The sequence below is a fragment of the Myxococcus dinghuensis genome (assembly GCF_024198235.1).
Lineage (GTDB): Bacteria > Myxococcota > Myxococcia > Myxococcales > Myxococcaceae > Myxococcus > Myxococcus dinghuensis.
In genome coordinates this window covers 1-26,440 of record NZ_JAKCFB010000042.1, presented here as the reverse complement: position 1 = coordinate 26,440, position 26,440 = coordinate 1, and the positions used below count along the sequence as shown (strand labels likewise).

The window sequence follows — 26,440 nt, the reverse complement described above, 5'->3', positions numbered from 1 at the left end:
CACGAAGCCCCAGCGCGAGCGGAGAGGTTCACGGTGGGCTCCATCGCTCGGGGGCTCACCGTGAGTGCGGGCCCACACCCGTGTCCCCGGCGGGCCGTTCGTCAGGTGGGGTGACGCGGGAGGACCCGCCGATGCGCCGATTCCAGCGCAACCCCCGCTCTCGTGACGGCGGCACCCGCCGATTACCTCTCTCCCAGGTGATTTCCCGGGGGGCATTTCCCCCCGAGCGGCCCGGAGGGACGGCATGGAGCGGAGCGTGTTGAGCAAGGACGTGGTCATCGTGGGCTCGGGGCCCGCGGGGTTGAGCGCGGCGCTGAACCTGGGGCGCGGGCGCAAGAAGGTGCTGGTGTGTGACGCGGGGCCGCGCAGGAACGCGGCGGCGGAGCACATGCACGGCTTCGTCTCGCGGGACGGCATCTCCCCGGCGGAGTTCCGGGCCATCGGCCGCGAGCAGCTCGCGCGCTACGACGTCGAGCTGCGCGACGTGCGCGTGGCCAGCGTGGAGCGCCACGAGGGCGTGTTCCACCTCACGCTCGAGGACGGGACGCGGGTGGTGGCCCGGCGCATGCTGCTCGCCACGGGCCTGGTGGACCAGCCGCTGGACCTCCCGGGCTTCCGTGAGCTGTGGGGCAAGGCCCTCTTCCAGTGTCCCTACTGCCACGGCTGGGAGATCCAGGACCGCGCCTGGGGCATCGTGGCGTCGGGGGAGCACTCGCTCGAGTTCGCGCTGTTCGTGAAGGGCTGGTCCTCGGACCTCGTGCTGTTCACGAACGGCGCGCTGGAGCTGTCCGCCGAGCACCGCGAGCGCCTGCGCCGGGCGGAGATTCGCGTGGTCGAGTCGCGCGTCCGTCGCCTCGGGGTCTCCGCCTCGGACCCGGAGGCGCTGGAGGCGGTGGAGCTGGAGGACGGGACGCGCGTGGCGCGGGAGTTCCTCTTCATCCACCCGCCACAGAAGCAGGTGTCCCTGGTGGAGTCGCTGGTCCAGACGATGGGGCTCGCGCTGGACGAGATGGGCTTCGTGCGCGTGGACGCCTTCCAGCAGACCTCCGTCCCCGGGCTGTACGCGGCGGGGGACCTCACCACGCGGCTGCAGGGCGCGCTCGTGGCGGCGGCGGCGGGCGCCATGTCCGCGTACCGGATGAATCACGAGCTGAACATGGAGGCGTTGGGCGCGAGCCATGGATGACGGGGGCTTGAGTCCATACGCCGTACCCGTTACGCAGACGGGCATGTCTCCCGAGCCCCGCGCCGAGAGCCGAGCCCGGCCCCACTCCCCCTCCCGTCGCGACTTCGAGGAGGGGCGCCTGCCGGTGTGGGCGGGGCCGCTGGGCCGCCATGGCCCACGGCCCTGCAAGACCACGGCGGTGCACACGTACGCCGTCGTGCTGCTCGTCACGCGCGGCGAGTCGAGGGTGCACCACGCCGGTGAGGTGGTGCGCCGCCCGGGCGACGTCCACCTCATCCCTCCGGGGGACGTCCACGGTCGGGAGACCTCGGACGGCGAGGGCCTGGGAATCGCCTTCTATCCGGACGCGCTGCCCGCGAAGGAGGGCGAGTCCCCGCTCGGTCCGCTCCTGAAGGTGCGTCAGGGCTGTCACCCGGTGCTGCGGCCCACGGTGACCCAGCGTCGGCGCCTGCGCCGGTGGATCCTCCTCGTCGCCGACGAGCTGTCCCGCAACGAGCCCGGCCGCGACGAGGCGTGTCTGGCATTGCTGAAGCTGGTCCTGCTCGAACTGGAGCGGATGACCGCGACGTCCGCCCCGCCCGACGGCGCGAGCGTGAGCCTGGGGCGCAAGGCCCTCACCTACATCGAGGCGCACTGCCTGGAGCCGCTGTCGCTCGCGAAGGTGGCCCGCGCGCTCGGTCGCTCCGCACCCCACGTCGCGAGCATCGTCCGACAGGAGACGGGCCGCACCGTCGGCGAATGGATTCTCGAGTGCCGCATGGCCGAGGCTCGCCGTCGTCTGCGGGGCACCGACGAGCGCGTGGACATCATCGCGGAGCGTGTCGGTTACGCGGATGTGACGCACTTCATCCGCCTCTTCCGCCGCGTACATGGAATCACACCCGCCGCGTGGCGCAGACATGGAGGGAATGAGGCTCGCTGAGCCATTGAACACTCCACTCGCTCCAGGGTCTGAATTGACAGGGTCCTGTCATGATGTTAGCTCTTGGGCATGCCCAAGCCCAAGCTGGACCCCGTGGACGTGGAGGGGGCGAGGTGTCTGCCCGGGGCGAAACCCTGATGGCACGCCGTGAGAAGCGGGTGGTGCCGCCCGAGCGGTCGGAGCGGCGCGCGTGGAGTCGGGATGGGAGGCAGGTGCTCTCCCGGCCCGAACGCGGAGGCGCGCCTCCGCTGCTGTCCCCCTTCTGGTTCAACCTGGGGCCGGTGAAGTCCACGCCCCGCCGCAAGCCCGCGAAGGGCACGGGCCGCGTGTCACGCAAGGCGGCGGCGCGCGGCTGAGGCGGCCTGTGCCTTCCAGCGCGGCGCCGAGGCTTGGCGCGCCCGTCCTTCAGTCCGTCGCGCCGGCGCGGGTGCGGGCCACCGTCTCGTGGGCGAGCGCGCGGAAGTGCGCCGCCGCGGGGGAGGGGTCGGTGCCTGGGTAGGCGAGTGTCAGCTCGGCCTGGCCGTTCGCGCCGCGCAGCGGGCGGAAGACGACGCCGCGCGGCTTGAGCGCCTGGGCGGACATGGGGGCGATGGTGAGCCCCATGTCCGCCTCCACCATGCCGATGACGGAGGTCCAGGAGCTGGCCTCCTGGACGACGCGAGGGGAGAAGCCCGCCGCCAGGCACATGCTCGTCACCGTGTCGTGCAGCCCCGGCGCGGCGCGGCGGGGGAAGAGCACGAAGGGTTCGTGGGCCAGGGTGGACAGGGTGACGGTGCGTTGGTGCGCGCGCGGGTGGCCGGAGGGCAGCGCGAGCGCGAAGGGCTCTTTCAGGAGCCGCTCGGTGGTGACGCCGGGATGGCGGAAGGGCGCGCGGAGGATGGCCACGTCCAGCTCGCCGCCGACGAGCGCGGCGCCCACGTTGAGGGCCTCGCGGTCGTCCAGCTCCAGTGTCACGTGGGGGAAGCGCTTGCGGTAGCGGGACACGATGGCGGGCAGCACGCCGAAGGCGGAGGACGCGGCGAAGCCGACGCGCAGCGTGCCCGTCTCGCCGTGCGCCGCGCGCTTCACGGCGGTGACCACGTCCACCCGGCGGGCGAGCAGGCTCCGCGCCTCCTCCAGCAGCCACGCGCCCGCGGCCGTGAGCGCCACGCGGCGGCTGGTGCGCGTCAGCAGCGCGACGCCCAGCTCGGACTCCAGGCGGCGGATCTGCTGGCTGAACGGCGGCTGGGCCATGCCCACGCGCGTGGCGGCCCGTCCGAAGTGCAGCTCCTCCGCGACGGCGACGAAGAGGTGGAGTTGTCGGAATTCCATATCGAGACGATATCCGTCTCGATGAGGGTCGAAAGAGATATTGGTCCTCCGCGAACGCGCTCCCTACCATCCGCGCATGCGACGCTCCCTCGTGTGTCTCGGCCCCCTGCTCGCGCTCTCCCTGGGCGCGGCCGGCCATGCACGTCCCCCGCGCGACGACGCCTCCGGGCCCACGCCCTCGCCGGGCCTCCAGGCGCGGCTCGACGCGGCCTTCGACCTCCTGCGCATGCCCGCGCGCATCCGGGACAGCCTCGTCTCGCCGCGCTGGCTGAAGGACGGCGTGAGGCTCGTCTTCTGGAGCCAGGAGTGGGGCGGGACGTGGGCGCTGGCGGACGCGCGCGTGGGGACGGTGAAGCCGCTGCTGTCGGGAGCGGACCTGCGCGCGCGCCTGTCGAAGCTGCTCGACGAGCCGGTGTCCACGCTCCGCTTCACGGAGGTGGCGCTGACGCCGGACGAGCGCGGCCTCGTCTTCTCGCTGGGGGGGCGCGTGTTCCGGCTCGGCCTGGCGGAGGGGGAGCTCACCGCGCTCTCGAAGGAGGACCGGAGCGGATGGGGGCTGTCCCGCGAGCACGTCGTCGCGCCGGAGGGCGGCGCGGTGGCGGTGCGTCGCGGCGAGGGCTTCGCGGTGCTGGACGCGGCGGGACGGACGGTGGTGGAGCGCGCCGGCGAGTCCGGGTGGGACTGGCGCATCCCGGAGAAGGCGTGGTCGCCGGAGGGTCGCTTCCTCGTCGTGTGGCGCGTGGACACGCGGGCGGTCCACCCGGTGCCGGTCGTGGACTACTCCGGCGCGCTGGAGAAGGTGACGTGGGTGCCCTACGCGAAGACGGGGACGCCGCTCCCGCGCTGGGAGGCGCACGTGGTGGAGGTGGCGACGGGACGCGTGACGGCCATCGCGCCCGCCGAGGGCGAGCACCACGATGCCTTCGTCGGTTGGTGGCCGGACCGGAGCGAGGCGCTGTTCCTCCACCTCTCGCGGGACGGCAAGCGGCTGGACTTCACGGCGGTGGACGCGGTGTCGGGGCGGCGTCGGCGCGTGCTGCGCGAGGAGCGCGCGGAGAGCTTCGTCCTGGGGTTGGACTTCGAGGTGGGCGCCGCCGCGCGGCAGGTGTTCCCGTTGCCGGCGAACCGGGGCTTCCTCTGGTTGTCGGAGCGGGACGGCTGGCGTCACGTCTACCACTACGACACCGGGGGCAAGCGGGCGCGGCAGCTCACCCGGGGCGCGTTCCCCGTGCACGAGGTGGTGGGCGTGGAGCCCGGCACGGACGCGCTGCTCGTGGTGGCCTCCGCGGAGCCGGGCTCACCGTACGCGCAGCTCGTCTATCGGGGCAGCCTGAAGGGCGGCGCGCTGGAGCGTGTGTCGTCGGGGGAGGGGATTCATCGCGTGTCGTTCGCGCCGTCGGGGCACGCCTTCGTGGACGCGTGGTCCTCGCGCACGCAGCCGAGGCTGCGGGAGCTGCGCTCCATGGATGGGCGCGTGCGCGTGCGCCTCACCACCTCCGACGTGAGCCAGGTGGAGGCCATGGGCTATGTGCCGCCGACGGGCTTCGTCGTGCGCGCGGCGGACGGGGTCACGCCGCTGCATGGGGTCCTCTACATGCCTCCGGACTTCGACGCGGCGAAGCGCTACCCCGTGCTCGCGTACGTCTACGGCGGGCCCTTCATCAACGTGGTCCCGTGGAGCTACGTGGGCAACAGCATGTCGCTCACCAGCGCGGCGTTGGCGCGGATGGGCTTCGTGGTGGTGCTGCTGGACCCCCGAGGGAGCACCGGGCGAGACAAGGCCTTCCAGGACGCGAACCACGGGCGCGTGGGGCAGACGGAGATTCCCGACTACGTGGAGGGGCTGAAGCAGCTCGCGTCGACGCGGCCGTGGATGGACCTGGAGCGCGTCGGCATCCATGGCGCGTCGTGGGGGGGCTACTTCGCGCTGCGCGGCATGCTGACGGCGCCGGACTTCTTCAAGGCGGGCTACGCGGGCGCGCCGGGGGCGATGGAGGAGGAGTCCCTCGTCAACGAGCCCTACCTCGGCACGCCGGCCGCGAACCCGGAGGGCTACGCGGTGGGCTCCAACCTGCCGCTCGCGGGGAGGCTCCAGGGGCACCTGAAGCTGTGGCACGGCACGGGTGACGTGAACGCGCCGTTCTCGGTGACGATGCGCATGGCGGACGCGCTCATCCGGGCGGGCAAGCACTTCGAGCTGCTCGTCCTGCCAGGGCAGCAGCACTCGCCCATGCCTCCGGTGGACCGCTACGTCTTCGACGACGTGGCGCTGTTCTTCCTGCGCACGCTCGGCGAGCCCTCGCTCACTTCCGCGAAGGAATGAACTGCTTCACGGCCTCCTCGACGGACATGCCCTTCCTCACCGCTCCGGCGATGGAGCGATAGGTGAAGCCGGAGATCGCCTCTCCGAAGATGAAGGGCACCTCGGGCGTGTACATGTGCCCCCCGACCGTGAGGTAGGCGAAGGGGGCGACGGTGCCCATCCCCAGCTTGGGCGCCGTCTCTCCGCTGAACGTCGGGACGCCGAACTCCGCGGAGGGGGCGAACCCGTAGCGGTTCTTGGCGGGCGCGTAGTCGCTGCCCCGGATGAGCCACACCGCGGGCCAGGGGACGAAGACGTTCCAGGGGCCGAACTTGTATTGGACGCGGAGCAGGCACCCGTTGAACGGGGGGAGGTAATCCCCCGGGGAGGCGATGAGCCCCTCCACCTTGACGAACGCCAGGGCCTCCACGGGAGGCGGACCGTAGTTGCCCAGGTGCCCGTCGACGAGCAGGTAGTCGAGGATGGGGCGCGGGCGTGGTGGCTCCACGCGGACCACGACGGGCGGCGGCACCAGCCGGCAGAGCTGGATGGGGCTCATCATCCCCCGGCACTCCGGACACCGCGACGAGGACGACCGCCTCCCGAGCCCCTCGTCCAGGGAGAGGCCATCGGGAATGGAAGGTGTCTCGTCATCCTCGATGTGACCGCACTGCAGGCAGCGCATGGCCATGGCGTGGCTCCTTGGAGGCCGCGGGGAACTGCACTTCGCACGCCAGCGCACGGCCCTCTCGACGCGGCACGTCTCGGGCGCGCGCGGAGGGGCTCCCCGCGTCCCGGCCGGACGCGGATGCTTCCTGGGACACCCCGTCATGGCGACTTCGCGGGTGGGTCCGGTGACACCACTGCGGGCGAGGGGCGAGGGGTGGGGGAGACGCCGGCTGTCACGCGACGGTAGGCTGGAGGCCGCGGTCCGGGCCGGAGCGAACGGATGGAGAGGTCCTCCGGTCCCGTCGGGGTGAGCGGGAGGAGGCCGGTCCTTCGGTTCCCCTGGCTCGGTTCGGGTCTGGGGGCGTCTTCACGAGCCCTCGGGTCCGCGTCGAGTCGCCTGCCCGGGTTCCAGGTTAGGGTCGGGCCCGAATGCCTCTCACCCGTCTGCATGTCTCCGGCTATCGCTCCGTGCGCGAACTGTCGCTCGAGCTGGGCCCCGTGAATGTGATTGTCGGCGCCAACGGCAGCGGCAAGTCGAACCTGTATCGCGCGCTGTCGCTCCTCGTGGCCGCCGCGGAGGGCCGGCTGGCGCGCACGTTCGCGGAGGAGGGCGGGACGCCGAGCGCGCTGTGGGCGGGGCCTCGCAAGCGACAGGAGGCCGCGAGGGTGACGGTGGGCGTGGAGCTGGGGGAGCTGGCCTACGAGCTGAGCTGCGGCGTCGTCCCTCCGACGACGCCCGTGCCTTTGGAGTTCATTGCCGAGACCTTCTTCGACCTGGACCCGGAGGTGAAGGAGGAGCACCTGTGGGCCTTCTCGGGGGGCCGCAAGGTCGCGCTGATGGAGCGCAAGAACCGCACCGCGTTCCTTCGCGACGCGGAGGGCACGCGGGTGCGGTTCCCCTCGGACCTCTGGAGTGGCGAGTCGGTGATGGACCAGCTCGGGGACCCGCAGCGGTTCCCCCGGCTGGCCGAGGTGCAGCGCCAGTTCCGCGCGTGGCGCTTCTACCATCACTTCCGGACGGACCCGGACGCGCCCATGCGCCACCCGCAGATTGGCGTGCGCACGCCCGTGCTGGCCCCGGACGGCCGGGACCTGGCGGCGGCGCTGCAGACCATCCTGTTGATTGGGGACAAGCGGGGCTTCCTCGCCGCCATCGAGGACGCCTTCCCCGGCGCGAGGCTGGAGATCACCCGCTCGCGGGAGACGCGCTTCGGTGTCCTGATGCACGTGCCGGGGCTGGGCCGGCCCATGACCGCGTCGGAGCTGTCGGACGGGACGTTGCGCTACCTGTGCCTGCTCGCGGCGGTGTTGAGCCCGCGCCCGCCGCCGTTCCTCGTGCTGAACGAGCCGGAGACGAGCCTCCACCCCGACCTGCTCGCCCCGCTCGGTCGACTCATCGTGAAGGCCTCGAAGCACAGCCAGCTCTGGGTGACGACCCACGCGGAGACGCTGGCCCGCGTGGTGTCGGAGGGCTCGGGCTGTGAGCCCACGCGGCTGGTGAAGACGGAGGGCGCCACCACCCTCGAGGGCGTCCACCCCCTGGGCCTCCGTGTCGGGGATGACGAGGCCCGGGACACGGAATGAGCCCCAACTCCCGGGACCTCTGATACGGGAGACCTCCGCATGACGCCCGGCATCTACCGCGTCCACAAGCCCGTGGGGCCGACGAGCTTCTCCGTGGTGCAGTCCTTCCTCGAGGAGACGCGCGCCACGCCGGGAAAGCGCGTGCCCGTGTGTCACGGCGGCACGCTGGACCCGTTCGCGGACGGACTGCTGCTGGTGCTGGTGGGGCAGGCCACGCGCCTGTTCGAGCTCCTGCACGCGGTGCCGAAGACCTACGAGGCGCAGGTCGTCTGGGGCACGGAGATGGACACGGGCGACCTGCTCGGCCGCCCCACGCTCCAGGGAGACACGGCGCTGCTCACGCCCGAGCGGCTCGACGCCGCGCTCGAGCCGTTCCTGGGCTGGACGGAGCAGGTGCCCCCCGCCACGAGCGCGAAGAAGGTGGGCGGCGAGCCCGCGTACCGCAAGGCGCACCGGGGCGAGGTCGTGGAGCTGCCGCCCTCGCGCGTGTACCTGCACTCCGCGCGGTGGCTGTCCCACGACCTGCCGCGCACCAGCCGCCTGCGCCTCACCTGTCGCGGCGGCTACTACGTCCGCGCGCTCGCGAGGGACCTGGGCCGGGCCCTGGGCTGCGGCGCGCACCTGTCCACGCTGCGTCGCACGGACATCGGCCCGTGGGAGGACCCGGGGCCCCAGGGCGCGCGCGTGGGCGTGCACGGCCGCGAGCTGCTCCCCTGGTTCGCCTCCCGCCTCCTGACGGACCAGGAGGTCGGGGCGCTGCGGCGCGAGCAGTCCATCCCGCTCAATCCCCGGCAGCCTCCCGACTGGCGTCCGCCGTCGGGCTTCCCGGAGCCGGAGCCGCTCGTCCGAGGCTTCCACCAGGGGCGCCTCACCTTCCTGCTGCGCGAGCGGGACGGCGGGCTGTGGGGCGAGCAGGAGCTGCGCGGCGGCCTGTGACGCCCCCTGGGGCGCGGAGCGCCCCGGCCCTACCTTGGAGGAGCCCATGCCCCGCGACCTCGACATCCGTGAGCTGACCCCGGCGCTGTGGCCCGCGCTCGAGACCCTGTTCGGCGCGAACGGCGCCTGCTCGGGGTGCTGGTGCATGTTCTGGCGGCTGGGGGAGGGCGAGCACTTCCGCGACGTGAAGGGCCCCACCGCGAAGGCGCGGATGAAGGCCCTGGTGCTGGCGGGCGAGGCCCAGGGCCTCCTGGCCTTCGTGGACGGCGCGCCGGTGGGGTGGCTCACGCTCGGGCCCCGCAGGAGCTTCCCCCGCCTGGACCGTGCGCCGAGCCTCCGGTGCGACGACGCCGACGACGTCTGGTCGGTGCCGTGCTTCTTCATCCACAAGGACTTCCGGGGCCAGGGGGTCGCCACCGCCCTGTTGAAGGCGTCGTTGGACGTGCTGCGTCGCGAGGGCGCGCGCACGGTGGAGGCCTATCCGGTGAAACCGCCCCCGGGCGCCACGCGTACCTCCAATGCGTCCGCCTATACCGGCACGGTGCCGCTCTTCGTGAAGCAGGGCTTCACCCTGGTGGCGGAGCGGCCGCGGGGGAAGCAGCGCGTGCGTCGGCGCCTGTCGCCACGGAAGGCCTCCACGCGGAGCCGGTGACTCCCGTCACCACCCCCCAGGCGGAGACCCCTGGTGATTGGAGTCACCGGTGGTGACTGCTGTCACCACCCCCTGGTGACGACCGCGGCTGTTCAACATGCTGAAATCATTGATGGGGTGGAGGTGGGAACCTGGCGTCGAGGTGTGGCACGAGGCGCGCAATAGGGCTGGTCATCACGCTCCACACGAAACACGGAGAACTCGAATGACCACCCGCCTGAACGCCAACCTCACCGCCACCGTCAACCTCCAGGGCAACGGCCTCGCCTCGAAGGTCTCCTCGCAGGTGGGCCTGGCCCGCTCGCTGGGCGCCGACCGCCAGCTGCTGGGCACGCTGAACCAGGTGGTGAACCACGGCCGGCCGGTGGTGCAGCACGGCTGCCACGGCAAGCCGGACCTGTTCGACCAGCACAAGCTGGGGCAGGGCGCCCTGCGCAAGCTGGGCGGCGGTGACTGGCAGCCGCTCGACACCGGCGCGCTGCGCGAGACGGCCAGGCTGGACCAGACGAAGGGCCCCGTCACGGCGGAGCAGCTGACGCAGGCCATCGAGCGCGGCACGGCGGACCTGGACAACCAGGCGGCGGGGGGCGAGTACCGCGCCTTCGAGGAGTGGGCGCAGAAGAACGGCGACCGCCTCACGCCGGAGGCCAAGCAGGTGATGGACCTGTACTCGAAGGCCGCCGCCAAGGCGCAGGCCCAGGGCCAGACGGGCATCCCCGTGGGCGAGTGGAACCAGCTCGTCAAGGACATGCGCTCGGTGGGCGACAAGAGCATGGAGCGCCAGCTCGCGCACCTCGACGGCAAGCCCGGCCCCATCTCCGGTGAGGACCTGGCCCGCGCCATCGAGCGCGGCGTGCGCGACACGGACGGCCAGACGCACGCGGAGGCCAAGGCCCTCTCGGACTGGGCGAAGAAGAACCAGGGCAAGCTGTCGCCCGAGGCGAAGGAGGTGCTCTCCACCTTCGAGCGCCACGCGAAGAAGGTGACCGAGTCCGGCAGCAAGGACTTCTCCAAGAGCGAGCTGCGCGACCTGCACCGCGCCTTCAAGAACATCGGCGACGTGAGCGCGCAGAAGGCGCTCGCCAAGCTCGACAAGGACCACGGCTCCATCTCCGGCGAGGACATGCTCAAGGCCATCAAGGAGGGCGTCTCCGACGCGGACGGCCACTCCTCCACGTCCGAGCTGCGCGACTTCAAGAAGTGGGCGGAGAAGAACCAGGACCGCCTCACGCCGGAGGCCCGCCAGGTGCTCTCCACCTACGAGAAGCACGCGAAGAAGGCCGGCCGCGACGGGCTGGACAAGTCCGAGTTCAAGGACATGGTGAAGGACGCCTCCCAGTTCAAGACCTTCCGCGACGACTCCATGCGCGCCGCCCTGGACAAGCTCGACAACAAGAGCGGCGGCACCATCTCCGGCCGCGAGCTCATCAAGGCCATCTCCAAGGGCGCCGGTGACGCCGACGGCCAGGCCGCGGGCGTGGAGTTCGCGGACCTCCAGAAGTGGGCCCGCGACAACTACAGCCGCCTGAGCCCGGACGCCAAGCGCGTGCTCGGCATCTACGAGCGCACCGCCACCAACTCCCTCGCCAAGGGCGAGACGGGCATCGCCAACGGCGACTTCAAGAAGATGCTGGGCACGATGAACCTGGCCGTGGCCGTGCCGGTGCTCCGCCGCATCATGGGCTGAGCCGCGGTCGCCGGGATGGGCTCCTCTCTTGCACGGGAGCCCCGGGTACCTCGGGCGCTCGGGGGATGGTCCGAGTCCCTTTCTCTTGGAAGGGCCCCTTCTTAGAGGGGGCGTCAGGCGCCTGGAGTCCGGGGGATCCAGTCGCCTGTGAGGTCCGTATCCAGGCCCGACACCGGGCTCCTGAGCCACCGGGGGGTGGCTCCGGGCGCGGGGAGGCGGGTCGAAAGGAAGAACCCCGACGCCGGGCGTCGGGAACCACCGGGGGGTGGTTCCCGGCACCCGGTGGGAGGGTGGAAGGACGAAGGCCACGGCCAGGGGCCGGGGACCACCGGGGGGTGGTCCCGGGAGCCGGTCGGGGTCGTCGGAAAGGAAGGACGCCGGGCGCATGGGGAGCCACCGGGGGGTGGGCTCCCGGCGCCCGGAGGAGCACCGGAAAACGGAAGGGCCTCGGACCTTCGGGGGATGGTCCGAGGCCCTTGTCTTTTCCCGGCGCCCGGAGCGCCGTCAGCCGGCGACTTAAGCCTTTGCCTTGGCCAGCGTGTCCTTGGACACCTTCACCACGTTGTCCACGGTGAAGCCGAACTTCTGCTGCAGCGCCTTGATGGGGGCGGACGCGCCGAAGCTGCGCATGCCGACGATGCTGCCGCGCAGGCCCACGAACCGCTCCCAGCCGAACGCCGCCGCCTTCTCCACCGCCACGCGGGCGTGCACGTCCGGGGGCAGCACGCTGTCGCGGTACTCCTGCGGCTGCTGCTCGAACAGCTCCCACGACGGCAGGCTCACCACGCGCGACCGGATGCCCTCGGCCTTGAGCTTCTCGTGGGCATCCAGGCACAGCGACACCTCGCTGCCCGTGCCGATGAGCACCAGCTCCGGCTTGCCGCCCTCCGCGTCCGCCAGCACGTAGCCGCCGCGCGCCACGCCGGACGCCGCGCCGTACTTGCTGCGGTCCAGCGTGGGCACCGCCTGCCGCGTGAGCACCAGCACCACCGGGTGGTGCCGCTGCTGCGCGATGACCTTCCACGCCTCGGTGACCTCGTTCGCGTCCCCGGGGCGCAGCACGATGAGCCCCGGAATCGCGCGCAGGCTCGCCAGCTGCTCCACGGGCTGGTGCGTGGGGCCGTCCTCGCCCAGGCCGATGGAGTCGTGCGTGAAGATGTGGATGGCCGGCAGCTCCATCAGCGCCGACAGGCGGATGGCGGGGCGCTCGTACTCGCTGAAGATGAGGAACGTGGCGCCGTAGCCGCGCACCTTGCTCAGGCACAGGCCGTTGACGATGGAGCCCATCGCGTGCTCGCGCACGCCGAAGTGGATGTTGCGGCCGGCGTACTCACCGGGCTTCATGGACTCGGAGCCGTTGATGTACGTCTTCGTCGACGGATTCAGGTCCGCTGAGCCGCCCACGAGCCACGGGTAGTTCTTCGCCAGCGCGTTGAGCACCTTGCCGCTCGACTCGCGCGTGGCCAGGCCCTTGGCGTCCGCCGGGAAGACGGGCAGCTCCGCGTCCCAGCCCTTCGGCGCCTCGCGGCGCTGCATGTTCTCGAGCTGCTCCGCCAGCTCCGGGTGCGCCTTCTTGTACTCGGCGAAGCGCTGGTCCCACGCGCGGCTCAGCTCCTGCCCGCGCGCGCCCAGGCGCTCCTGGAAGCGCTCGCGCACGCCCTCGGGCACCAGGAACTTCGCGTCCTCGGGCCAGCCGTAGTTGCGCTTGGTGCCCTTGATCTCCTCCTCGCCCAGCGGCTCGCCGTGCGCCTTGGACGACCCCTGGAGCTTGGGCGCGCCGAAGGCAATCTGCGTGGTGACGATGATGAGCGTCGGCTTGCCCCGCAGCGTCTTGAACGTGCGCAGCGCCTCGCTCAGCGCCGTCAGGTCGTTGCCGTCGGCCACGCGCAGCACGCGCCAGCCGTAGGCCTCGAAGCGCCGGCCCACGTCCTCGGTGAACGCCAGCTCCGTGCTGCCGTCGATGGAGATGTGGTTGCTGTCGTAGACCCAGCACAGGTTGGGCAGCTGCAGGTGCCCGGCGATGGACGCCGCCTCGGACGCGACGCCCTCCATCAGGTCGCCGTCGCCACAGATGGCGTACACGTCGTAGCTGAACATGTCGAAGTTCGGCCGGTTGTAGTGCCCGGCGAGCCACCGGCCCGCGATGGCCATGCCCACGCTGTTGGCCACGCCCTGGCCCAGCGGGCCCGTCGTCGTCTCCACGCCCGTGGTCCACCGGTACTCCGGGTGGCCCGGCGTGGACGAATCCAACTGGCGGAACTTCTGGATGTCCTCCAGCGACACCGCCGGCGTCTGCTCGACGCGGTAGTCGTTCGTGACGCGCTTCACCCCGGACAGGTGGAGGAGCGCGTACAGCAGCATGGACGCGTGGCCGTTGGAGAGGATGAACCGGTCGCGGTCCGGCCAGATGGGGTTGGCCGGGTCATACCGCAGCTCCTGCTGCCAGAGCTGGTACGCCACGGGCGCCAGCGACATGGGCGCTCCGGGGTGGCCGGAGTGGGCCTGCTGCACCGCATCCATGGCCAGGGTGCGGATGGTGTTGATGCTCAGCACGTCCTGCGAATTGGTCGTCATGGTGTCCTCGCACTCCCTTGCGTGGCGCGCACCATGCCGTAACTGGCGCCGGGGCGCCGCACCAAACGCCATGCCCCCCGACCGGGGCGTTTTGCGGTCCACGGGGTCCCCGGGAATCCCGGGCCCCGAGCGGCGACCGTCCGAGCTAGCGCCGGGCCGCGCTGCCCTTCGCGGTGCGGCCCCGTGTCAGGTGGTTCACGGCCTCACCCAGGCCCTCCACGGTGAGGGCGAACATGGGGAACACGCGCGCGATGGTGGCGATGCTCCCCGAGCGCCAGCTCCCCATGGGCTCCGGGTTGAGCCACACGTTGCGCTCGAAGTGCTGCGCCAGTTGCATCAGCCACGTGAGGCCCTCCAGCCCGTCCGACTTGTAGCGCCCCTCCGCGTCCGTGCGGATGGCCAGCTCGTACGGCGCCATGGACGCGTCGCCCACCATCACCAGCTTGTGGTGGCGCCCCACCTGCGCCGTCAGCTCCGGCACCGTCATGCCGCCGGTGAGCTGGGGCGTGGCGTAGAGCTTCCCGTAGACGCAGTTGTGGAAGTAATAGATGCGCAGTTCCTTGAAGTGCGTGGCCTGGCTGGCGACGGAGAACAGCCGGCTCATCACCGCCGCGTACGGGTCCATGGACCCGCCCACGTCCATGGCCAGCACCACGCGCGTGTTGGGCCTGCGCGGCGGACGCGTCACCACCTCCAGCTCGCCCGCGTTCCTCGCGGTGGCGGCGATGGACTCGTCCACGTCCAGCTCCTCCGCCACGCCCTCGCGCGCGAAGGCCCGCAGCTTGCGCAGCGCCACCGCGAGCTGCCGCGTGTCGAGCACCAGGTCGTCGCGGTAGCCCGCGTACGCGCGCGCGCCCGCCTGCATCAGCGCCATGCCCTGCCGGCCGCCCGTCTTCCCGCCCACGCGCATGCCCGCGCGGTTGAAGCCGTTGTTGCCGAAGGGCGACGTGCCGCCGGTCCCTATCCAGCGGTTGCCGCCGTCGTGGCGCTCCTGCTGCTCGCGCAGCCGCTCCTCGTAGAGGCGGCGGATCTCCTCCGGGTCCAGCGCCTCCAGCAGCGCCATCTCCTCCGGGGAGAGCTGGGGCCGCTCGCGCGCCTCCTCCAGCCACGACAGGATTTCCTGCGTCAGCTCCAGCCCCGCCGTCTCCACTCCCTGGAAGTGGGCGAGGAAGGCCTGGTCGAACGGGTCGAGCTGCGTCTCCGAGTGCACCAGCAGCGCGCGCGCCACGTGGTAGAAGCCGTCCAGGCTGCTGTCGTGCAGGCCCGCGTGGAGCGCCCCGGCCAGGGCGAGCGCCTCCTGCGCGCCCACCTTCAGGCCCCGTCGGCGCAGCTCGTAGAAGAAGGGCAGGAACATGGCTCGTGCTCCCGTCGGCTACGCCCGGCTCTTGCGCCCGCGCCCGAAGGCCTCCGCCACCGACACCAGGTCCTGCTCCTTCTTCAGGAGCGCCCCGAGGAACGGCAGCTGCTCCTCCAGCTTCAGGTCGTGGATGCCCTGCGCCTTGAGGACGGTGATCCAGTCGATGAGCTCGCTGGTGGACGGGCGCTTGCGCAGGCGGGCGAAGCCGCGCAGCTCGTAGAAGACCTTCAGGGCCTGCTCGGCCAGCGCGGTGTCCAGCCCCGGGTGGTGCACGTCGACGATGCGGCGCATCAGCTCCGTGTCCGGGAAGTCGATGAAGTGGAACACGCACCGGCGCAGGAACGCGTCGGGCAGCTCCTTCTCGTTGTTGGACGTGATGACCACCACGGGGCGGTGCTTCGCGCTCACCTCGTCGTTCGTCTCGGTGATGCGGAAGCGCATCCGGTCCAGCTCGTGGAGCAGGTCGTTGGGGAACTCCAGGTCGGCCTTGTCCACCTCGTCGATGAGCAGCACCACGCGCTCGGGCGACGAGAACGCCTCGCCCAGCGGGCCCAGGCGGATGTAGCGGCGGATGTCGCGCACGTCCCCGTCGCCGAAGCGCGAGTCGTAGAGCCGCTGCACGGTGTCGTAGACGTACAGGCCGTCCTGGGCGCGGGTGGTGCTCTTCACGTGCCAGGTGAGCAGCTTCAGCCCCAGCGCCTCCGCGATGGCCTCCGCCAGCAGCGTCTTGCCGGTGCCGGGCTCGCCCTTCACCAGCAGGGGGCGCTGGAGCGTCAGCGCGCAGTTGACCGCGGCCTGGAGGCCTTCGTGGGTCAGGTAGGTCGCGGTGCCTTTGAAGCGGACGGGAGGGGGAGCCGAAGTCATGTCCGGCTTCCTTTAACACCCTCGTGCCGCCGCGGGGGGGCCGGGCACCCGGTTCGCCCGGACACCGGGCGGGCCCCCGCCCCCCACCCCGGGTGCAGGTCAGACCCTTTCGCGAGGCTCGCGCGTATTCCCTCCAAGGAAAGCGGTCGGTCACGTTTCTGCTGGGGATTCTCTGGCTCCTGGAGGCGTCGTCGTGGGTCACCCGTTCGTTCCAACCCTGTTGTTGCTGTGGGCGCTCTCCACGGCGCTGCGCGCCTGCCCCATGGCGGAGTCGCTGCGCCCGGAGCACTCCTCGGCGCGGCCCACCGTCACCAGCCCGGTGTCGGGGAAGACGCCCGCCCCCGCCGCGTCGGTCCGGGGCTGAGGCCCGCGCGCCGCGGCCGTCTCGCGCGAGGGTTCAATCCCTGGCGCTGGAGGTGGCCCGGCGGTCGGAGCCAATCGCCCGGAGGACGACCCTGGGCGGGGGGCGCGCCGGCGATTCGCCCTCGGGATGACCGTTGGCGCGTGCCATGCAGCGGATTTCCCGTTTCGAGACGTGTCAGGGCGTATATCTTCCCGACACATGTCCATCGCGAATGAGCTCGGAGAATTGTTCCGGCGTGAGCTGCAGACTCAGCTCGTGCCCCTTCAGGATGCCGTGCGGCGCATGGAGGAGGGCCTGGAGGCCCTGGACATGCTGCGTTCGGTGACGTTCCGTCTGGCGCCGTTGACCAGCAGGCTGGGGGCCATGGCGGGGGTGCGGGCGCCCACGACGAAGCAGGCCGCGGTGCTCCCCGTCCCGAAGCGTGGCCGGGGTGGACGGCGCGCGGCGCGGCAGGAGGAGCTGCCGCTGGCGAGCGTGGCGCGGGCCGCGTCGGTGAAGGCGCCGGTGGTGCGGGCGCGCGGTGGCGCCGAGGGCCTGCGCACGTGCGCGGTCATCGGGTGCAAGCGCCCCAGCCGGTCGAAGGGGTACTGCTCCGCGCACTACCAGAAGCTGCGGCTCCTGATGCGCACGGGTCGTCGCCCCACGGCGTGGGTGGATGACGCGAAGTCGCAGTCGGTGCAGGACGTGAAGCTGCCGCGGGGTCGCGCGGCCAGCAAGGTGCTCCAGGAGGCTCGCCAGGCGGCGGCTCCGGCGCGCGGCGCGAAGGGCAAGGGGCGCAAGAAGGGCGGCCGCTCCAACCAGTTGTCGCTGCACTGAGGTCGCCCCGGGTCCGGGCGTGTGTCGTCCGGACCCGTGACGCCACCAGGGTCGAGCGTCCGCGCCCGGGGTCGGCGAGGGGACGCTCCTCGGGTGGCGTGTCGTGACGCCAAGCTCGGATGGCATCTGCCAGTCCGGCGCGGATGCGCAGGGGGCGGTATGTGGACGCTCCTCGGGTGGCGTGTCGTGACGCCAAGCTCGGATGGCACCTTGCCAGTCCGGCGCGGATGCCCGGAGTCTGCATGTGGGCGCTCCCTTGTCAGGGCGCCGTCGCTCACGGGGGGCGTGCTTGCCCGAGTGGCGCGCGGGTGGCTGGCCGACAGGCGGGCCCGCGCGGCCGTTGACACCATGGGGGCGGGGATGGGATTCGGGCGCGCATGAGTGAGCAAGGCTATCCAGTCACCGTGGCGGTGCGGCGTCCGGACGGGCGCGTGGAGCAGGTGCGAGTGGGCACGGCGTTCAAGAACGCCGAGGGCTTCAGCCTGAAGCTGGGCGAGATGTCCATCGGGTCCACGCCGGACGCGGCGGCCCCGGCCCCGCGTCGCGCGGCCCCGAGCGGTGGTGGCGGCGGTGGTGGTGGGGACGGCATGGTCTTCCCGAACTACGGTCGCAGCAAGGGCGCCCCCGTGGCGGGCGCGAGCATGCAGGACCTCGAGTTCTACGCGAACGGCGCGCGCCGCTCGCTGAACGACCCGAGCAAGTCCCGCTGGCACGACAAGGAGAAGCAGCTCCTGGCGTCCATCGAGGCGGAGATGGCCCGTCAGCGCGGCGAGGGTGGCGGCGAGGGCGGTGGGGGCGGCGGTTACGGGGGCGGCGGCTACGGGGGTGGTGGCCGGAGCGGCGGCGGCTTCCAGGACGACGACATCCCGCCGCCGGGCGACGACGACAACATCCCGTTCTGAGCGGGAGTGTGGTGGACGCCCCGCCGGTGGGAATCGGTGGGGCGTCTGGAGGACGCGGGGCGCGCGCGGGCTCAGGCCGAGGCGCGGGGCGCGGACTCCTGGGCGTACGGCAGCCACACGGTGAACGTGGTGCCCTGGCCCACGGTGCTGTGGACGGCCACCTCGCCATGGTGCCCGTCGACGATGCGCCGGACGATGGCGAGCCCCAGCCCGGTGCCGCTGGCGCGGGTGGTGAAGAAGGGCTCGAAGATGCGCTGCTGCACCTCCGGCGTGATGCCGTGCCCCGTGTCGGAGATGGTGAGCCGCGCGTGAGGCGTCCCGGCGCGGGTGTCCGGCTCGAGCCGGGTGACGAGCTGGCCTCCGGAGGGCATGGCCTGCACGGCGTTGGTGAACAGGTTCGTCAGCGCGACGTGGAGCAGGTGGGCGTCCACGGAGATGGGCGGCAGGGGCTCGTCGAACGCGTGGGACACGGTGATGCCGGATGAGCCCGAGCGCAGCGACGCCGTCAGGGCGCCCTCCACCACCGGGCCCAGGGGCTGGGCATGGAGGCGCGGCTCCACCGGGCGGGTGAAGTCGAGCAGGTCGTTGACGATGAGGTCCAGCCGCTGCACCTCCTCGTCCATGATGCCCAGGAGGGTGTTGGCGGGGCCCTCGGCCACCTGGGGCGCGAGCCGGCGCAGCGCGGCCAGCGCGTTGGAGATGGCGCCCAGGGGGTTGCGCACCTCGTGGGCCACGGTGGCGCTCAGCTCGCCCAGCGCGGCCATGCGCTCGCGGCGCACCAGCGCGGCCTGCGTGGCCGCGAGCTGCTGGAGGGACTGGCGCAGCTCCTGGTTGAGGTGGCTCACCTCTTCCTGGGCGCGGCGCCGCTCACCCAGCGCGCCCGCCAGCAGCAGCCCGGACACGCTGGCCCCGGCGAGGAAGGACTGGAGGAAGGTGAGGCTGTCGTGGCTCCAGGCCAATTGCGCGAACGGGCCGTTGCCGCGCGCGGTGTGCCACAGCGACAGCGTGGCCATCAGCGCGGTGGCCATGGAGATGCCCCGGGCCTCGAAGCGCAGCGCGGCCCACAGCAGGAAGGGGAAGGACAGGTAGGTCGCCGGGTGGAACGTCGCGGGCGGCTCCGCGGCGGGCGGCATGCGGAACACCGCGTGGGTGGCGATGCCGAGCAGCAGCAGCAGGGCGACCAGCTCCCAGCGCCGCCGCGGGGACCACGGCGCCTGTCCCCGGGAGAGCCAGGTGAGCAGCAGCGGCGCCACCAGCAGCACGCCCATCGCGTCGCCCACCCAGAAGACGCGGAACCCCGGCCAGAAGGAGGCCGCGTCGATGCGGCCCTCCAGCAGCGACATCCCCATGCCCACCGTCGCGCTCAGCAGGGGGCTCGCCGCCGCGGCCAACCCCACCAGCCCCAGCACGTCCCGCACCCGGTCCAGGGAGGGCCGGAAGCGCACCCACCAGCGCAGCAGCCCCGCCCCCGCGAGCGCCTCCAGCATGTTGCCTGCGGAGATGACGAACGCGCCCGGGGTCACCGTGGCCCCGGACCCGACGACGCCGAACGGCTCGACGAGGATGGCCACGATGACGATGCCGGGCCACTCGCGGTGTCGGGTGAGCAGCAGCGCCGCCAGCGCGATGCCGCTGGGAGGCCACATGGAGGACACGCCCTCTGGCGCGAAGGCCAGCGTCGTGCCCAGCCGCGTGCCGAGCAGGTACGCGCAGGTGAAGAGCACGAGTCGGGCGAGGGGCTGCCAGCTACGGCGGTAGAGCTCGAACGTGGGCACGTCCTTCCACTTCGTCGGGCCGTGCCGGGGACCCATGCCCCGCGCGCTTCGTGGCCGGCGCCTTTCTTCGGTGGGGCGGCAGCCTGACACGGGCCCTCCGGCGCGGGGAAGGACTTGGAGTACGGAACACTCCCCCGAGCGAGCCTCCATGCCCCCCGGGTCCAATCACTTGCAGTACGGCTCACATCGTTCCAAGGGAGGATGGCGAACGGTGTCTCACGCGCGCAATGTCTGCGTCGACCCGGGTGATGGCCGCTTCGAATGCGCGCGGTGCAGCCGGTGTCGCACGGGAAGTATCGCTCCGCGGAATACGCGTGCTTCAAGAGTGCTGATTCGTGCTTCAGTTTTGAAGCATCTGAGAAGACTCATAGAAGCGAATGAATACAGTGGGTTGAAAGGTGGAGGAGGCTTCAGTGTTGAAGTCTCTTCACCAGCCCGCATCCGTCATTTCAAGGGTTTCGCCTCTGGCCTGGATCCTGCTCGATACGTCTTGGCCAGGGAATTCCTCCCCTCCGGCGTGGCTGTGAAAAAAGCGAGGCCATGAAATGACACTCAATGTCTGTGTCGTCGGAGCTGGCGCCTTCGTCCCCACTCGCAAGGTGAGCAACGCGCGAATCACGCGAGCCATCCCCGGGTGGCCGGCGGAGCGCATCGAGGAGAAGCTGGGCATCCGCGAGCGGCGCTTCCTCTGGGACATCGACGAGGCGACGGGCCGCGCGGTGCCACCGCCGACGGATGACGGGCACTACTACCCGGCGACGAACACGGACATGTGCGAGGTGGCGCTGCGCAAGGCGCTGTCGCAGTCCGGCGTGGACCCGAGGGAGCTGGACGCGCTCTTCGTCGTCACGTGCACGCCGGACGCGCCGCACTTCAACCACGACGCCATGGAGCTGCACCGGCGGCTCGAGCTGCGCGAGGACGCCTTCGCGCTGGTGGTGGACGACGGCTGTGGCGGCACGCCGTACGTGCTCGACCTGGTGAAGAAGATGATGGACGGGGGCCGCTTCCGTTCGGTGGCGGTGGTCGCGTCCGCCTTCACCTCCCCGCTGGTGAACCGGGAGGTCTACATGGACGAACTGCCGCCGGCGCCGGGCCGCACCAAGGCGCTGCAGGGCTATCTGTCCATGTACGTCTTCGGGGACGGCGCGGGCGCGGTGGTGCTCCAGTCGAAGCCGGGCGCGCCGGGGCAGTCGGGCATCGTCGCCTCGTTCTCCGGCAACGCGTACGCGGACCTGGTGATTCGCAAGGGCGGCGGTCTGTTGAAGCTCCCCTACCAGCCGGGGCGGATGCGCCCTGCGGACATGGCCTTCGTGGTGGATGGGTTCCGCGTGGCGCGCAGCTATCCGGAGTACATGCAGAAGTGCCTGGACACCGTGCTGGGCCCCCGGCCGGAGCTGCGCGGCGACGTGCGCCGCTACTACTTTCACCAACCCAACAAACGCGTGATGGACGCGTTCGTCTCACGTGCGGGGTTGCCTCCGGACGCGGTGGCCTGCAACGTGGACCGATACGGGAACACCTCCGCCGCGGGGATGCTCATCCTCCTGGCGGAGGACCTGGAGTCGGGACGGGTGAGGTTGGGTGGTGGCGACCTGGTGTTGGTGGCGGCCGTTGGCGCCAACGTGCACTACGGCGCGCAGTTGATCCGCCTGTAGCATTCGAGTGGCTCCCTCCCCCCATGGAGACACTCCGTCATGAGAGACATGAACCCCAACTCCACCATCGAGCTCGAACCGCAACACGCACGGGATTTGGACGAACGCCTGGCCCTGGCCACGCGAGACGACACCGCGCGAGGACTCTTCTTCAACGGCGCGCTTGGCGCGGTCAGGGTGCTCGGTGGCGACGCCGCGGTGCAGCGCTGCCTCGTCGCCGCCGGTGAGAAGAAGTTCGTCGACTTCTTCAACTACCCGGTCACCGCCTTCCTGAAGCTGGCCTTCACCGCGGCGCACGTGATGGGCCCGCAGCTCGGCGGCTTCGACGGCGCCGTGCGCCGCATGGGTGTCCAGGCCACGGCGGACTTCCTGTCCTCGGCGGCGGGCAAGACGCTGCTGCTGCTGGCGGCCAACAACCCCAAGCGGATGCTGGGCAACCTGCACTCCGGCTATCGCGCGGCGGTGAGCTACGGCGAGCGCAGCGTGCGCTGGACGGGCGACACCAGCGGCGTGTTCACCATGAAGCGCGACTTCATGACGCCGCCCTACCACGAGGGCGTCCTGCAGGCCGTCGTCGAGGCGGTGGGCGGCAAGAACGTGCGCGTGCAAGGACAGAAGACGGGCCCGCTCGACGCCGAGTACGAGCTGTCCTGGCAGTAGGCCTTCTTCGGCGCGCCGGGAGGGAGGGCCCGGCGCCCGGACAGGCGCGAGAGGCTTCACGTCGTCGCGGTGGGGCTGTGGACCGAGGTCTTCCCGGGAGGATGGTGCATGTCGCTGAGTCGCGGGGATGTGGCGCTGGGTGTCCTGCTGTCGCTGGCGGGGGTGTCCCAGGCGCGCGCCGAGGAAGTGATGTACCAGTTCCGCACGCAGGAGGACCCGACGAAGCCGCCGGACGCGGCGGTGTGTGACGCGGCGCCGTTCGTGGCCACGGTGAAGCTGGGCGCGAGCGTCTACATCCCGCTGCACCGGCCCCAGGACGGCAAGGTCGTCTACGAGGGGCAGCGGCGCGCGGGCACGGCCACCGCGTGCCTTCGCATCACCGACCCCACGTTCCCGCCCGGGCAGCAGGTCCCGGCGCACTTCCGCTTCAACCTGCCGGACGGGACCTTCACGGCGACGGGCGCGTGCACGCTGGTGAGCAACGACGTGCCGGAGCCCAGGCTGGTGCTCGGCGGGTGCGCGCTGAAGCTGGTGGAGTTCCCCGAGGGCTTCAAGGGCGGCATGGTCTCCAGCACCAGCATCTTCAACCCCGCGAAGCTGCCCGGGTACGCGACGGGCTCCTTCTACACGCTCCACGCGTACCGGGACGACAAGGCGAAGGACGCCCGGGCGCGCAAGCAGGACCGCGAGGAGCGCGAGGCGGCGGTGAAGACGGAGGCGAAGGTCGACAAGTAGCCCCCGTCCCGGCGGGCGTCCCCTCCGGCCGAGCGTGGGAAATCGGACGATTCGCTCCGAATTCGGAATATCCGAAGTCGGAATGAATGTTGATGTCCACGCATGAAGCCGCTTCGATTCATCTTGGAGCTCCACCGGGCCACCCATCGGGTGGGGTTGTTCCTGGAGGGGGCGGAACCGCCGTTGGACCTGTCCCAGGGGGAGGCCCACCTGCTGGCCTACCTGGTGGAGGCGGGGGACGCGTCGCTGGCGGAGCTGCACGCGGCCTTCGCGCACAAGCGCTCGACGCTGACCAGCTACATGGACCGGCTGGAGGCGAAGCGGCTGGTGAAGCGGGTGGCGCGGGAGGAGGACCGGCGCTCGTTCCAGGTGCTGCTGACGCCCTCGGGGCGCGCGCTGGCCGCGAGGGTCCACCGGCGGCTGGAGGCGCTGGAGGCGCTCGTCCAGGAGCACGTGGGTGAGCGGGACGTGGAGGGGCTGTGCAAGGTGCTCGAGGCGTTCGCGAGGGCGGATACCCCCGAGGAGCCGGCGCCGCCGGCGTCCCACGCCCCCCGCGCGAGCGCGAGGAAGAAGGGGCGGACATGAGCGGTGACACGACGGCGGAGACGTTGGACGACGCGGCCTTCCTCGCGGCGGTGGACAGGGCCACGTTACCGGGGGAGCGCTTCCGGCACCGGGAGCATGTCCGGCTGGCCTGGCTGTGCATCCGGGCGCACGGCGTGGAGGCGGGGCACGCGAAGGTGCGGGACCTCATCCAGCGGTACGCCGCCGCGCTGGGGGCGACCGGCAAGTACCACGAGACGCAGACCCGGGCGTGGGTCCTGCTGGTGGGGGCCGCGGTGGCCGCCGCTCCCACGGGTGAGACCTTCGCGGACTTCCTGGGGCGCAGCCCGGAGCTCCTGGAGGGGAGGCTCCTGGCGCGGTACTACCGGAAGGAGACGCTGGACTCCCCCCAGGCACGGACCGGGTGGGTGGCGCCGGACGTGGCCCCGTTGCCCTGATGCGGCGCGCCCACTCGGGCACGGGGGCTCACGGGCCGGTGAGTCCCCGCTCCTGCATGAACTTGTCCAGGGAGCGCTGCGCCTGGGTGCGGACCTTGTTCTGGAGGAAGGGCGTCCACCCCAGCACCAGTCCGGCGGGCCCGAGCGCCTGGCGCGACCACGTCCAGAAGTCGAAGCGGTCCTGGTGACGGACGATCTTCCCGTCGCGGAACTCGAACTCGGCGTCGATGCGGTTGATGACCTTCCGACCGGTGGTGGAGAAGGTGTAGTGCGCGTCCCAGTGGGCGCGGCCGGTGCGGTCGTCGGCCTGGACGTCGCGGAAGGTGAGCTGCAGGTCGGTGCCCCGCTCGACGAGCATCGTCCACATGGCGCAGGCGCGCGCGTAGCGGAGGCCGACGAAGACGGCGTCGGAGAACTCGAGGTCCGGGTGGTAGCAGGCGGCCATGGCCTGGGCGTCGCGCCGTTGGAACGCCGTGTAGAAGTCGTGGATGAGCTGGGCGTGCGGGTGCATGTCCAAGGTCTACCAGACCTGGGGCCGCGCCAGGACATGGGGTGTGTGCCGCCGAACCGTGGAAATGCGGAATCGGGGGGCAGGGCCCGGGGGCGCGTGGCAGATTGGGGCCAATATGGCTCGCGACATCGTCATCTGGCCCCACAAGGTCCTGAACTCTCCCACGAAGCCCGTGACGGACTTCGGCCCCTCGCTCCAGAAGCTCCTGGAGGAGATGGCCGAGTCCATGAAGGAAGCCGAGGGCATCGGCATCGCCGCCAACCAGGTGGGCGAGTCCCTCCGCGTGGCGCTCGTCTCCCGGGAGGACGGGACGTCCTTCGAAATCGTCAACCCGCGGTTGCTCGAGAAGAAGGAGCCCGTCTCCCTGGAGGAGGGTTGCCTCTCCGTGCCGCGCGAGTGGGAGAAGTGCCCGCGCTTCCACAAGGTGAAGGTGCGCTTCCAGGACCGCGCGGGCGAGTGGCACGAACTGGAGGCGGAGGGCCGCCTCGCCCACATCCTCCAGCATGAGATCGACCACCTGGACGGGCACGTCTTCGTGGAGCACCTCTCCAGCCTGAAGCGCACGCTCATCCTCGACCGGATGAAGAAGTACCAGAAGGCGAAGGTGCGACACGAGAAGCGGGAGGGCTGAGCGCCCGCCCGGGGGGAAGCCATGAACGAGCGCGCGGTTCCGCAGGGGGTGGCGAGGTTCCGGGAGGAGTACCGGCGGCGCCACGTCGGGCCGCGCTACTCGGGGGTGGCGCACTTCGCCTTCACGAGTGGGGTCTCCCTGAGCGCCATCGCCTTCGCCCTCGGGCGGCTGGAGGCGGTGCGCCCGCTGGAGTGGTTGACGGTCCCCGCCGTCTTCCTGTTGGGCAACCTCGTGGAATTCCTGGGGCACCGGGGGCCCATGCACCACCGGAAGCTTGGACTGGGGCTGCTCTTCCAGCGGCACACGGAGCAGCACCACCGCTTCTTCACCCACGAGGCCCTGGCCTACGAGTCCCACCGGGACGTGAAGATGGTGCTCTTCCCCCCGGTGCTCCTCCTCTTCTTCCTGGGAGCCATCGCCACCCCGCTGGGAGCCCTGGCCTACTGGTGGGTCTCGCCGGAGGTCGGGTGGCTCTTCGCCGCGTCGGCCGTGGGCTACTACCTCTCCTATGAGTGGCTGCACTTCTGCCACCACCTGCCGCCCACGAACCCCGTGGCCCGGCTCCCCGGGATGGCCCGCCTGCGTCGCCACCACCAGGCGCACCACGACCCCTCCTTGATGCAGCGCTACCACTTCAACATCACCGTTCCCCTGGGGGACTGGCTCTTCGGGACCCTCCATCGCCCCGAGCTCCCGGTGGACGCGAAGCCGCGGCCCGCTCCAATGGAGCGCGGGGAGGGGGCGTGAGGCTCGGCCCGGTGAAGGAGGGGCGGGCGGTGGGGCGGCCGGAAAATGGGGGGAAGTCCCGGGGAGGGGGCCCGCGTTCCATTTTCAGGGCGACCCCACAAGGGGGACCCCCATCCGTCACGAACCCGTTATTGGGTATTTGACGGACGCAACGCGGCAGGGTACTAAATGGACCCCTGCTCGACGCCTCGGTGCCCCGGCATCCGGAGTCAGCAGGACGGGGGAAGTAGGAGGTCGACGAAGGTTGTTGACCTGGGATGCGGTGGTGATAGAAGCCGCGCCCCCTCGACCGGCCCGCTGATCCAGGCAGCACGCGGATGGCGGACGGAAGAAAAAGAAGGGCTCAACCAAATAGGTTGATCTGGAGCGCGGCGGTGATAGAAGGCGCGCCTCCCGAAAACGAAAGCGGAAGCCACTGGGCGGCGCTGGAGTTGGCGGGAAGTTGAAAAGAAAAAAGCTGAAGCTGAGGGGTTGACAGCGGACGCGAAGATGAAATAGAAGAGGCGCCCCGCTGACGGCGAGAAGGAAGTTGAAAGCGGAGCGAGAGTAGCAGAAGGTCGCGGTTGAAACAAGCGACTCGGTCTTTGAAAACCAAA

26 protein-coding genes are annotated in these 26,440 nt (G+C 71.2%); 18 read left to right on the top strand and 8 right to left on the bottom strand.

Annotated features, from left to right (window positions below; genetic code table 11):
- The first annotated feature begins 244 nt into the window (after positions 1 to 244).
- The 3 genes from LZ198_RS35135 (at position 245) to LZ198_RS35125 (ending at position 2,464) form a co-directional block, all read left to right on the top strand.
- Positions 245 to 1,186 carry an NAD(P)/FAD-dependent oxidoreductase gene (locus LZ198_RS35135; protein WP_253976508.1) on the top strand — a complete coding sequence of 314 codons (942 nt, stop codon included), beginning with the start codon at positions 245 to 247 and terminating at the stop codon, positions 1,184 to 1,186.
- Between the two features lie 43 nt (positions 1,187 to 1,229).
- The gene (locus LZ198_RS35130; RefSeq protein ID WP_253976507.1) at positions 1,230 to 2,108 is read left to right on the top strand and encodes a helix-turn-helix domain-containing protein; all 879 of its coding nucleotides are present in this window, start codon (positions 1,230 to 1,232) and stop codon (positions 2,106 to 2,108) included.
- Between the two features lie 137 nt (positions 2,109 to 2,245).
- Positions 2,246 to 2,464: a hypothetical protein gene (locus LZ198_RS35125; RefSeq protein ID WP_253976506.1), complete on the top strand. Its 219-nt coding sequence runs from the start codon at positions 2,246 to 2,248 to the stop codon at positions 2,462 to 2,464.
- A 49-nt stretch (positions 2,465 to 2,513) separates the two neighbouring features.
- Here the strand turns inward: LZ198_RS35125 and LZ198_RS35120 are convergent, their stop codons facing one another.
- Positions 2,514 to 3,419 carry a LysR family transcriptional regulator gene (locus LZ198_RS35120; protein ID WP_253976505.1) on the bottom strand — a complete coding sequence of 302 codons (906 nt, stop codon included), beginning with the start codon at positions 3,417 to 3,419 and terminating at the stop codon, positions 2,514 to 2,516.
- Between the two features lie 76 nt (positions 3,420 to 3,495).
- Between LZ198_RS35120 and LZ198_RS35115 the strand changes: the two genes are divergently transcribed.
- Positions 3,496 to 5,742 carry a S9 family peptidase gene (locus tag LZ198_RS35115; RefSeq protein ID WP_253976504.1) on the top strand — a complete coding sequence of 749 codons (2,247 nt, stop codon included), beginning with the start codon at positions 3,496 to 3,498 and terminating at the stop codon, positions 5,740 to 5,742.
- Here LZ198_RS35115 and LZ198_RS35110 read toward each other — a convergent pair.
- The gene (locus LZ198_RS35110; protein ID WP_253976503.1) at positions 5,723 to 6,412 is read right to left on the bottom strand and encodes a hypothetical protein; all 690 of its coding nucleotides are present in this window, start codon (positions 6,410 to 6,412) and stop codon (positions 5,723 to 5,725) included. The two genes, LZ198_RS35115 and LZ198_RS35110, sit on opposite strands and share 20 nt — an antisense overlap.
- 407 nt (positions 6,413 to 6,819) lie before the next feature.
- Between LZ198_RS35110 and LZ198_RS35105 the strand changes: the two genes are divergently transcribed.
- The 4 genes from LZ198_RS35105 to LZ198_RS35085 all read left to right on the top strand — a co-directional run bounded on the left by LZ198_RS35105 (position 6,820) and on the right by LZ198_RS35085 (position 11,249).
- Positions 6,820 to 7,974 carry an AAA family ATPase gene (locus tag LZ198_RS35105; RefSeq protein ID WP_253976502.1) on the top strand — a complete coding sequence of 385 codons (1,155 nt, stop codon included), beginning with the start codon at positions 6,820 to 6,822 and terminating at the stop codon, positions 7,972 to 7,974.
- Positions 7,975 to 8,013: 39 nt separating this feature from the next.
- Positions 8,014 to 8,910 carry a tRNA pseudouridine(55) synthase TruB gene (truB, locus tag LZ198_RS43305; RefSeq protein ID WP_267145500.1) on the top strand — a complete coding sequence of 299 codons (897 nt, stop codon included), beginning with the start codon at positions 8,014 to 8,016 and terminating at the stop codon, positions 8,908 to 8,910.
- 46 nt (positions 8,911 to 8,956) lie between these two features.
- The gene (locus LZ198_RS35090) at positions 8,957 to 9,562 is read left to right on the top strand and encodes a GNAT family N-acetyltransferase (RefSeq protein ID WP_253976501.1); all 606 of its coding nucleotides are present in this window, start codon (positions 8,957 to 8,959) and stop codon (positions 9,560 to 9,562) included.
- 205 nt (positions 9,563 to 9,767) lie between these two features.
- Positions 9,768 to 11,249, top strand: coding sequence for a hypothetical protein (locus LZ198_RS35085; RefSeq protein WP_253976500.1), 1,482 nt, complete (start codon positions 9,768 to 9,770; stop codon positions 11,247 to 11,249).
- Between the two features lie 516 nt (positions 11,250 to 11,765).
- Here the strand turns inward: LZ198_RS35085 and tkt are convergent.
- From tkt to LZ198_RS35070, 3 genes are all read right to left on the bottom strand, one after another.
- A complete protein-coding gene (tkt, locus tag LZ198_RS35080; protein ID WP_253976499.1) occupies positions 11,766 to 13,823 on the bottom strand; it encodes a transketolase in 2,058 nt (685 codons plus the stop codon).
- 145 nt (positions 13,824 to 13,968) lie between these two features.
- Positions 13,969 to 15,177 carry a vWA domain-containing protein gene (locus LZ198_RS35075; RefSeq protein ID WP_253976498.1) on the bottom strand — a complete coding sequence of 403 codons (1,209 nt, stop codon included), beginning with the start codon at positions 15,175 to 15,177 and terminating at the stop codon, positions 13,969 to 13,971.
- Positions 15,178 to 15,195: 18 nt separating this feature from the next.
- A complete protein-coding gene (locus tag LZ198_RS35070; protein ID WP_253976497.1) occupies positions 15,196 to 16,044 on the bottom strand; it encodes an AAA family ATPase in 849 nt (282 codons plus the stop codon).
- Between the two features lie 193 nt (positions 16,045 to 16,237).
- Here LZ198_RS35070 and LZ198_RS35065 point away from each other — a divergent pair, with 193 nt between their 5' ends.
- From LZ198_RS35065 to LZ198_RS35055, 3 genes are all read left to right on the top strand, one after another.
- Positions 16,238 to 16,408, top strand: coding sequence for a hypothetical protein (locus LZ198_RS35065; protein WP_253976496.1), 171 nt, complete (start codon positions 16,238 to 16,240; stop codon positions 16,406 to 16,408).
- 255 nt (positions 16,409 to 16,663) lie between these two features.
- Entirely contained in the window at positions 16,664 to 17,224 is a 561-nt protein-coding gene (locus tag LZ198_RS35060) for a vegetative protein (RefSeq protein WP_253976495.1), read from the top strand.
- Between the two features lie 377 nt (positions 17,225 to 17,601).
- Positions 17,602 to 18,126, top strand: a complete 525-nt coding sequence (locus LZ198_RS35055; RefSeq protein ID WP_253976494.1) for a hypothetical protein — start codon at positions 17,602 to 17,604, stop codon at positions 18,124 to 18,126.
- A 71-nt stretch (positions 18,127 to 18,197) separates the two neighbouring features.
- Here the strand turns inward: LZ198_RS35055 and LZ198_RS35050 are convergent, their stop codons facing one another.
- Entirely contained in the window at positions 18,198 to 19,937 is a 1,740-nt protein-coding gene (locus LZ198_RS35050; RefSeq protein ID WP_253976493.1) for an MASE1 domain-containing protein, read from the bottom strand.
- A 509-nt stretch (positions 19,938 to 20,446) separates the two neighbouring features.
- On the opposite strand from LZ198_RS35050, the gene LZ198_RS35045 reads away from it, so the two are divergent.
- The 5 genes from LZ198_RS35045 to LZ198_RS35025 all read left to right on the top strand — a co-directional run bounded on the left by LZ198_RS35045 (position 20,447) and on the right by LZ198_RS35025 (position 23,955).
- Positions 20,447 to 21,559 carry a 3-oxoacyl-ACP synthase III family protein gene (locus tag LZ198_RS35045; RefSeq protein WP_253976492.1) on the top strand — a complete coding sequence of 371 codons (1,113 nt, stop codon included), beginning with the start codon at positions 20,447 to 20,449 and terminating at the stop codon, positions 21,557 to 21,559.
- A gap of 39 nt (positions 21,560 to 21,598) precedes the next feature.
- Positions 21,599 to 22,219 carry a DUF2378 family protein gene (locus LZ198_RS35040; protein ID WP_253976491.1) on the top strand — a complete coding sequence of 207 codons (621 nt, stop codon included), beginning with the start codon at positions 21,599 to 21,601 and terminating at the stop codon, positions 22,217 to 22,219.
- A 108-nt stretch (positions 22,220 to 22,327) separates the two neighbouring features.
- Positions 22,328 to 22,954, top strand: coding sequence for a hypothetical protein (locus tag LZ198_RS35035; RefSeq protein ID WP_253976490.1), 627 nt, complete (start codon positions 22,328 to 22,330; stop codon positions 22,952 to 22,954).
- Between the two features lie 102 nt (positions 22,955 to 23,056).
- A complete protein-coding gene (locus LZ198_RS35030; RefSeq protein ID WP_267145499.1) occupies positions 23,057 to 23,539 on the top strand; it encodes a MarR family winged helix-turn-helix transcriptional regulator in 483 nt (160 codons plus the stop codon).
- A complete protein-coding gene (locus LZ198_RS35025; protein WP_253976489.1) occupies positions 23,536 to 23,955 on the top strand; it encodes a hypothetical protein in 420 nt (139 codons plus the stop codon). Before LZ198_RS35030 ends, LZ198_RS35025 begins: the two co-directional genes overlap by 4 nt.
- Before the next feature lie 28 nt (positions 23,956 to 23,983).
- On the opposite strand, the gene LZ198_RS35020 is transcribed toward LZ198_RS35025, so the two are convergent.
- The gene (locus tag LZ198_RS35020; protein WP_253976488.1) at positions 23,984 to 24,466 is read right to left on the bottom strand and encodes a nuclear transport factor 2 family protein; all 483 of its coding nucleotides are present in this window, start codon (positions 24,464 to 24,466) and stop codon (positions 23,984 to 23,986) included.
- A gap of 115 nt (positions 24,467 to 24,581) precedes the next feature.
- Between LZ198_RS35020 and def the strand changes: the two genes are divergently transcribed.
- Positions 24,582 to 25,097, top strand: coding sequence for a peptide deformylase (def, locus tag LZ198_RS35015; RefSeq protein WP_253976487.1), 516 nt, complete (start codon positions 24,582 to 24,584; stop codon positions 25,095 to 25,097).
- Positions 25,098 to 25,118: 21 nt separating this feature from the next.
- Entirely contained in the window at positions 25,119 to 25,844 is a 726-nt protein-coding gene (locus LZ198_RS35010; RefSeq protein WP_253976486.1) for a sterol desaturase family protein, read from the top strand.
- Between the two features lie 343 nt (positions 25,845 to 26,187).
- Here LZ198_RS35010 and LZ198_RS35005 read toward each other — a convergent pair.
- On the bottom strand, positions 26,188 to 26,440 hold a 253-nt coding region (locus tag LZ198_RS35005), incomplete at its 5' end, for a hypothetical protein (protein WP_253976485.1).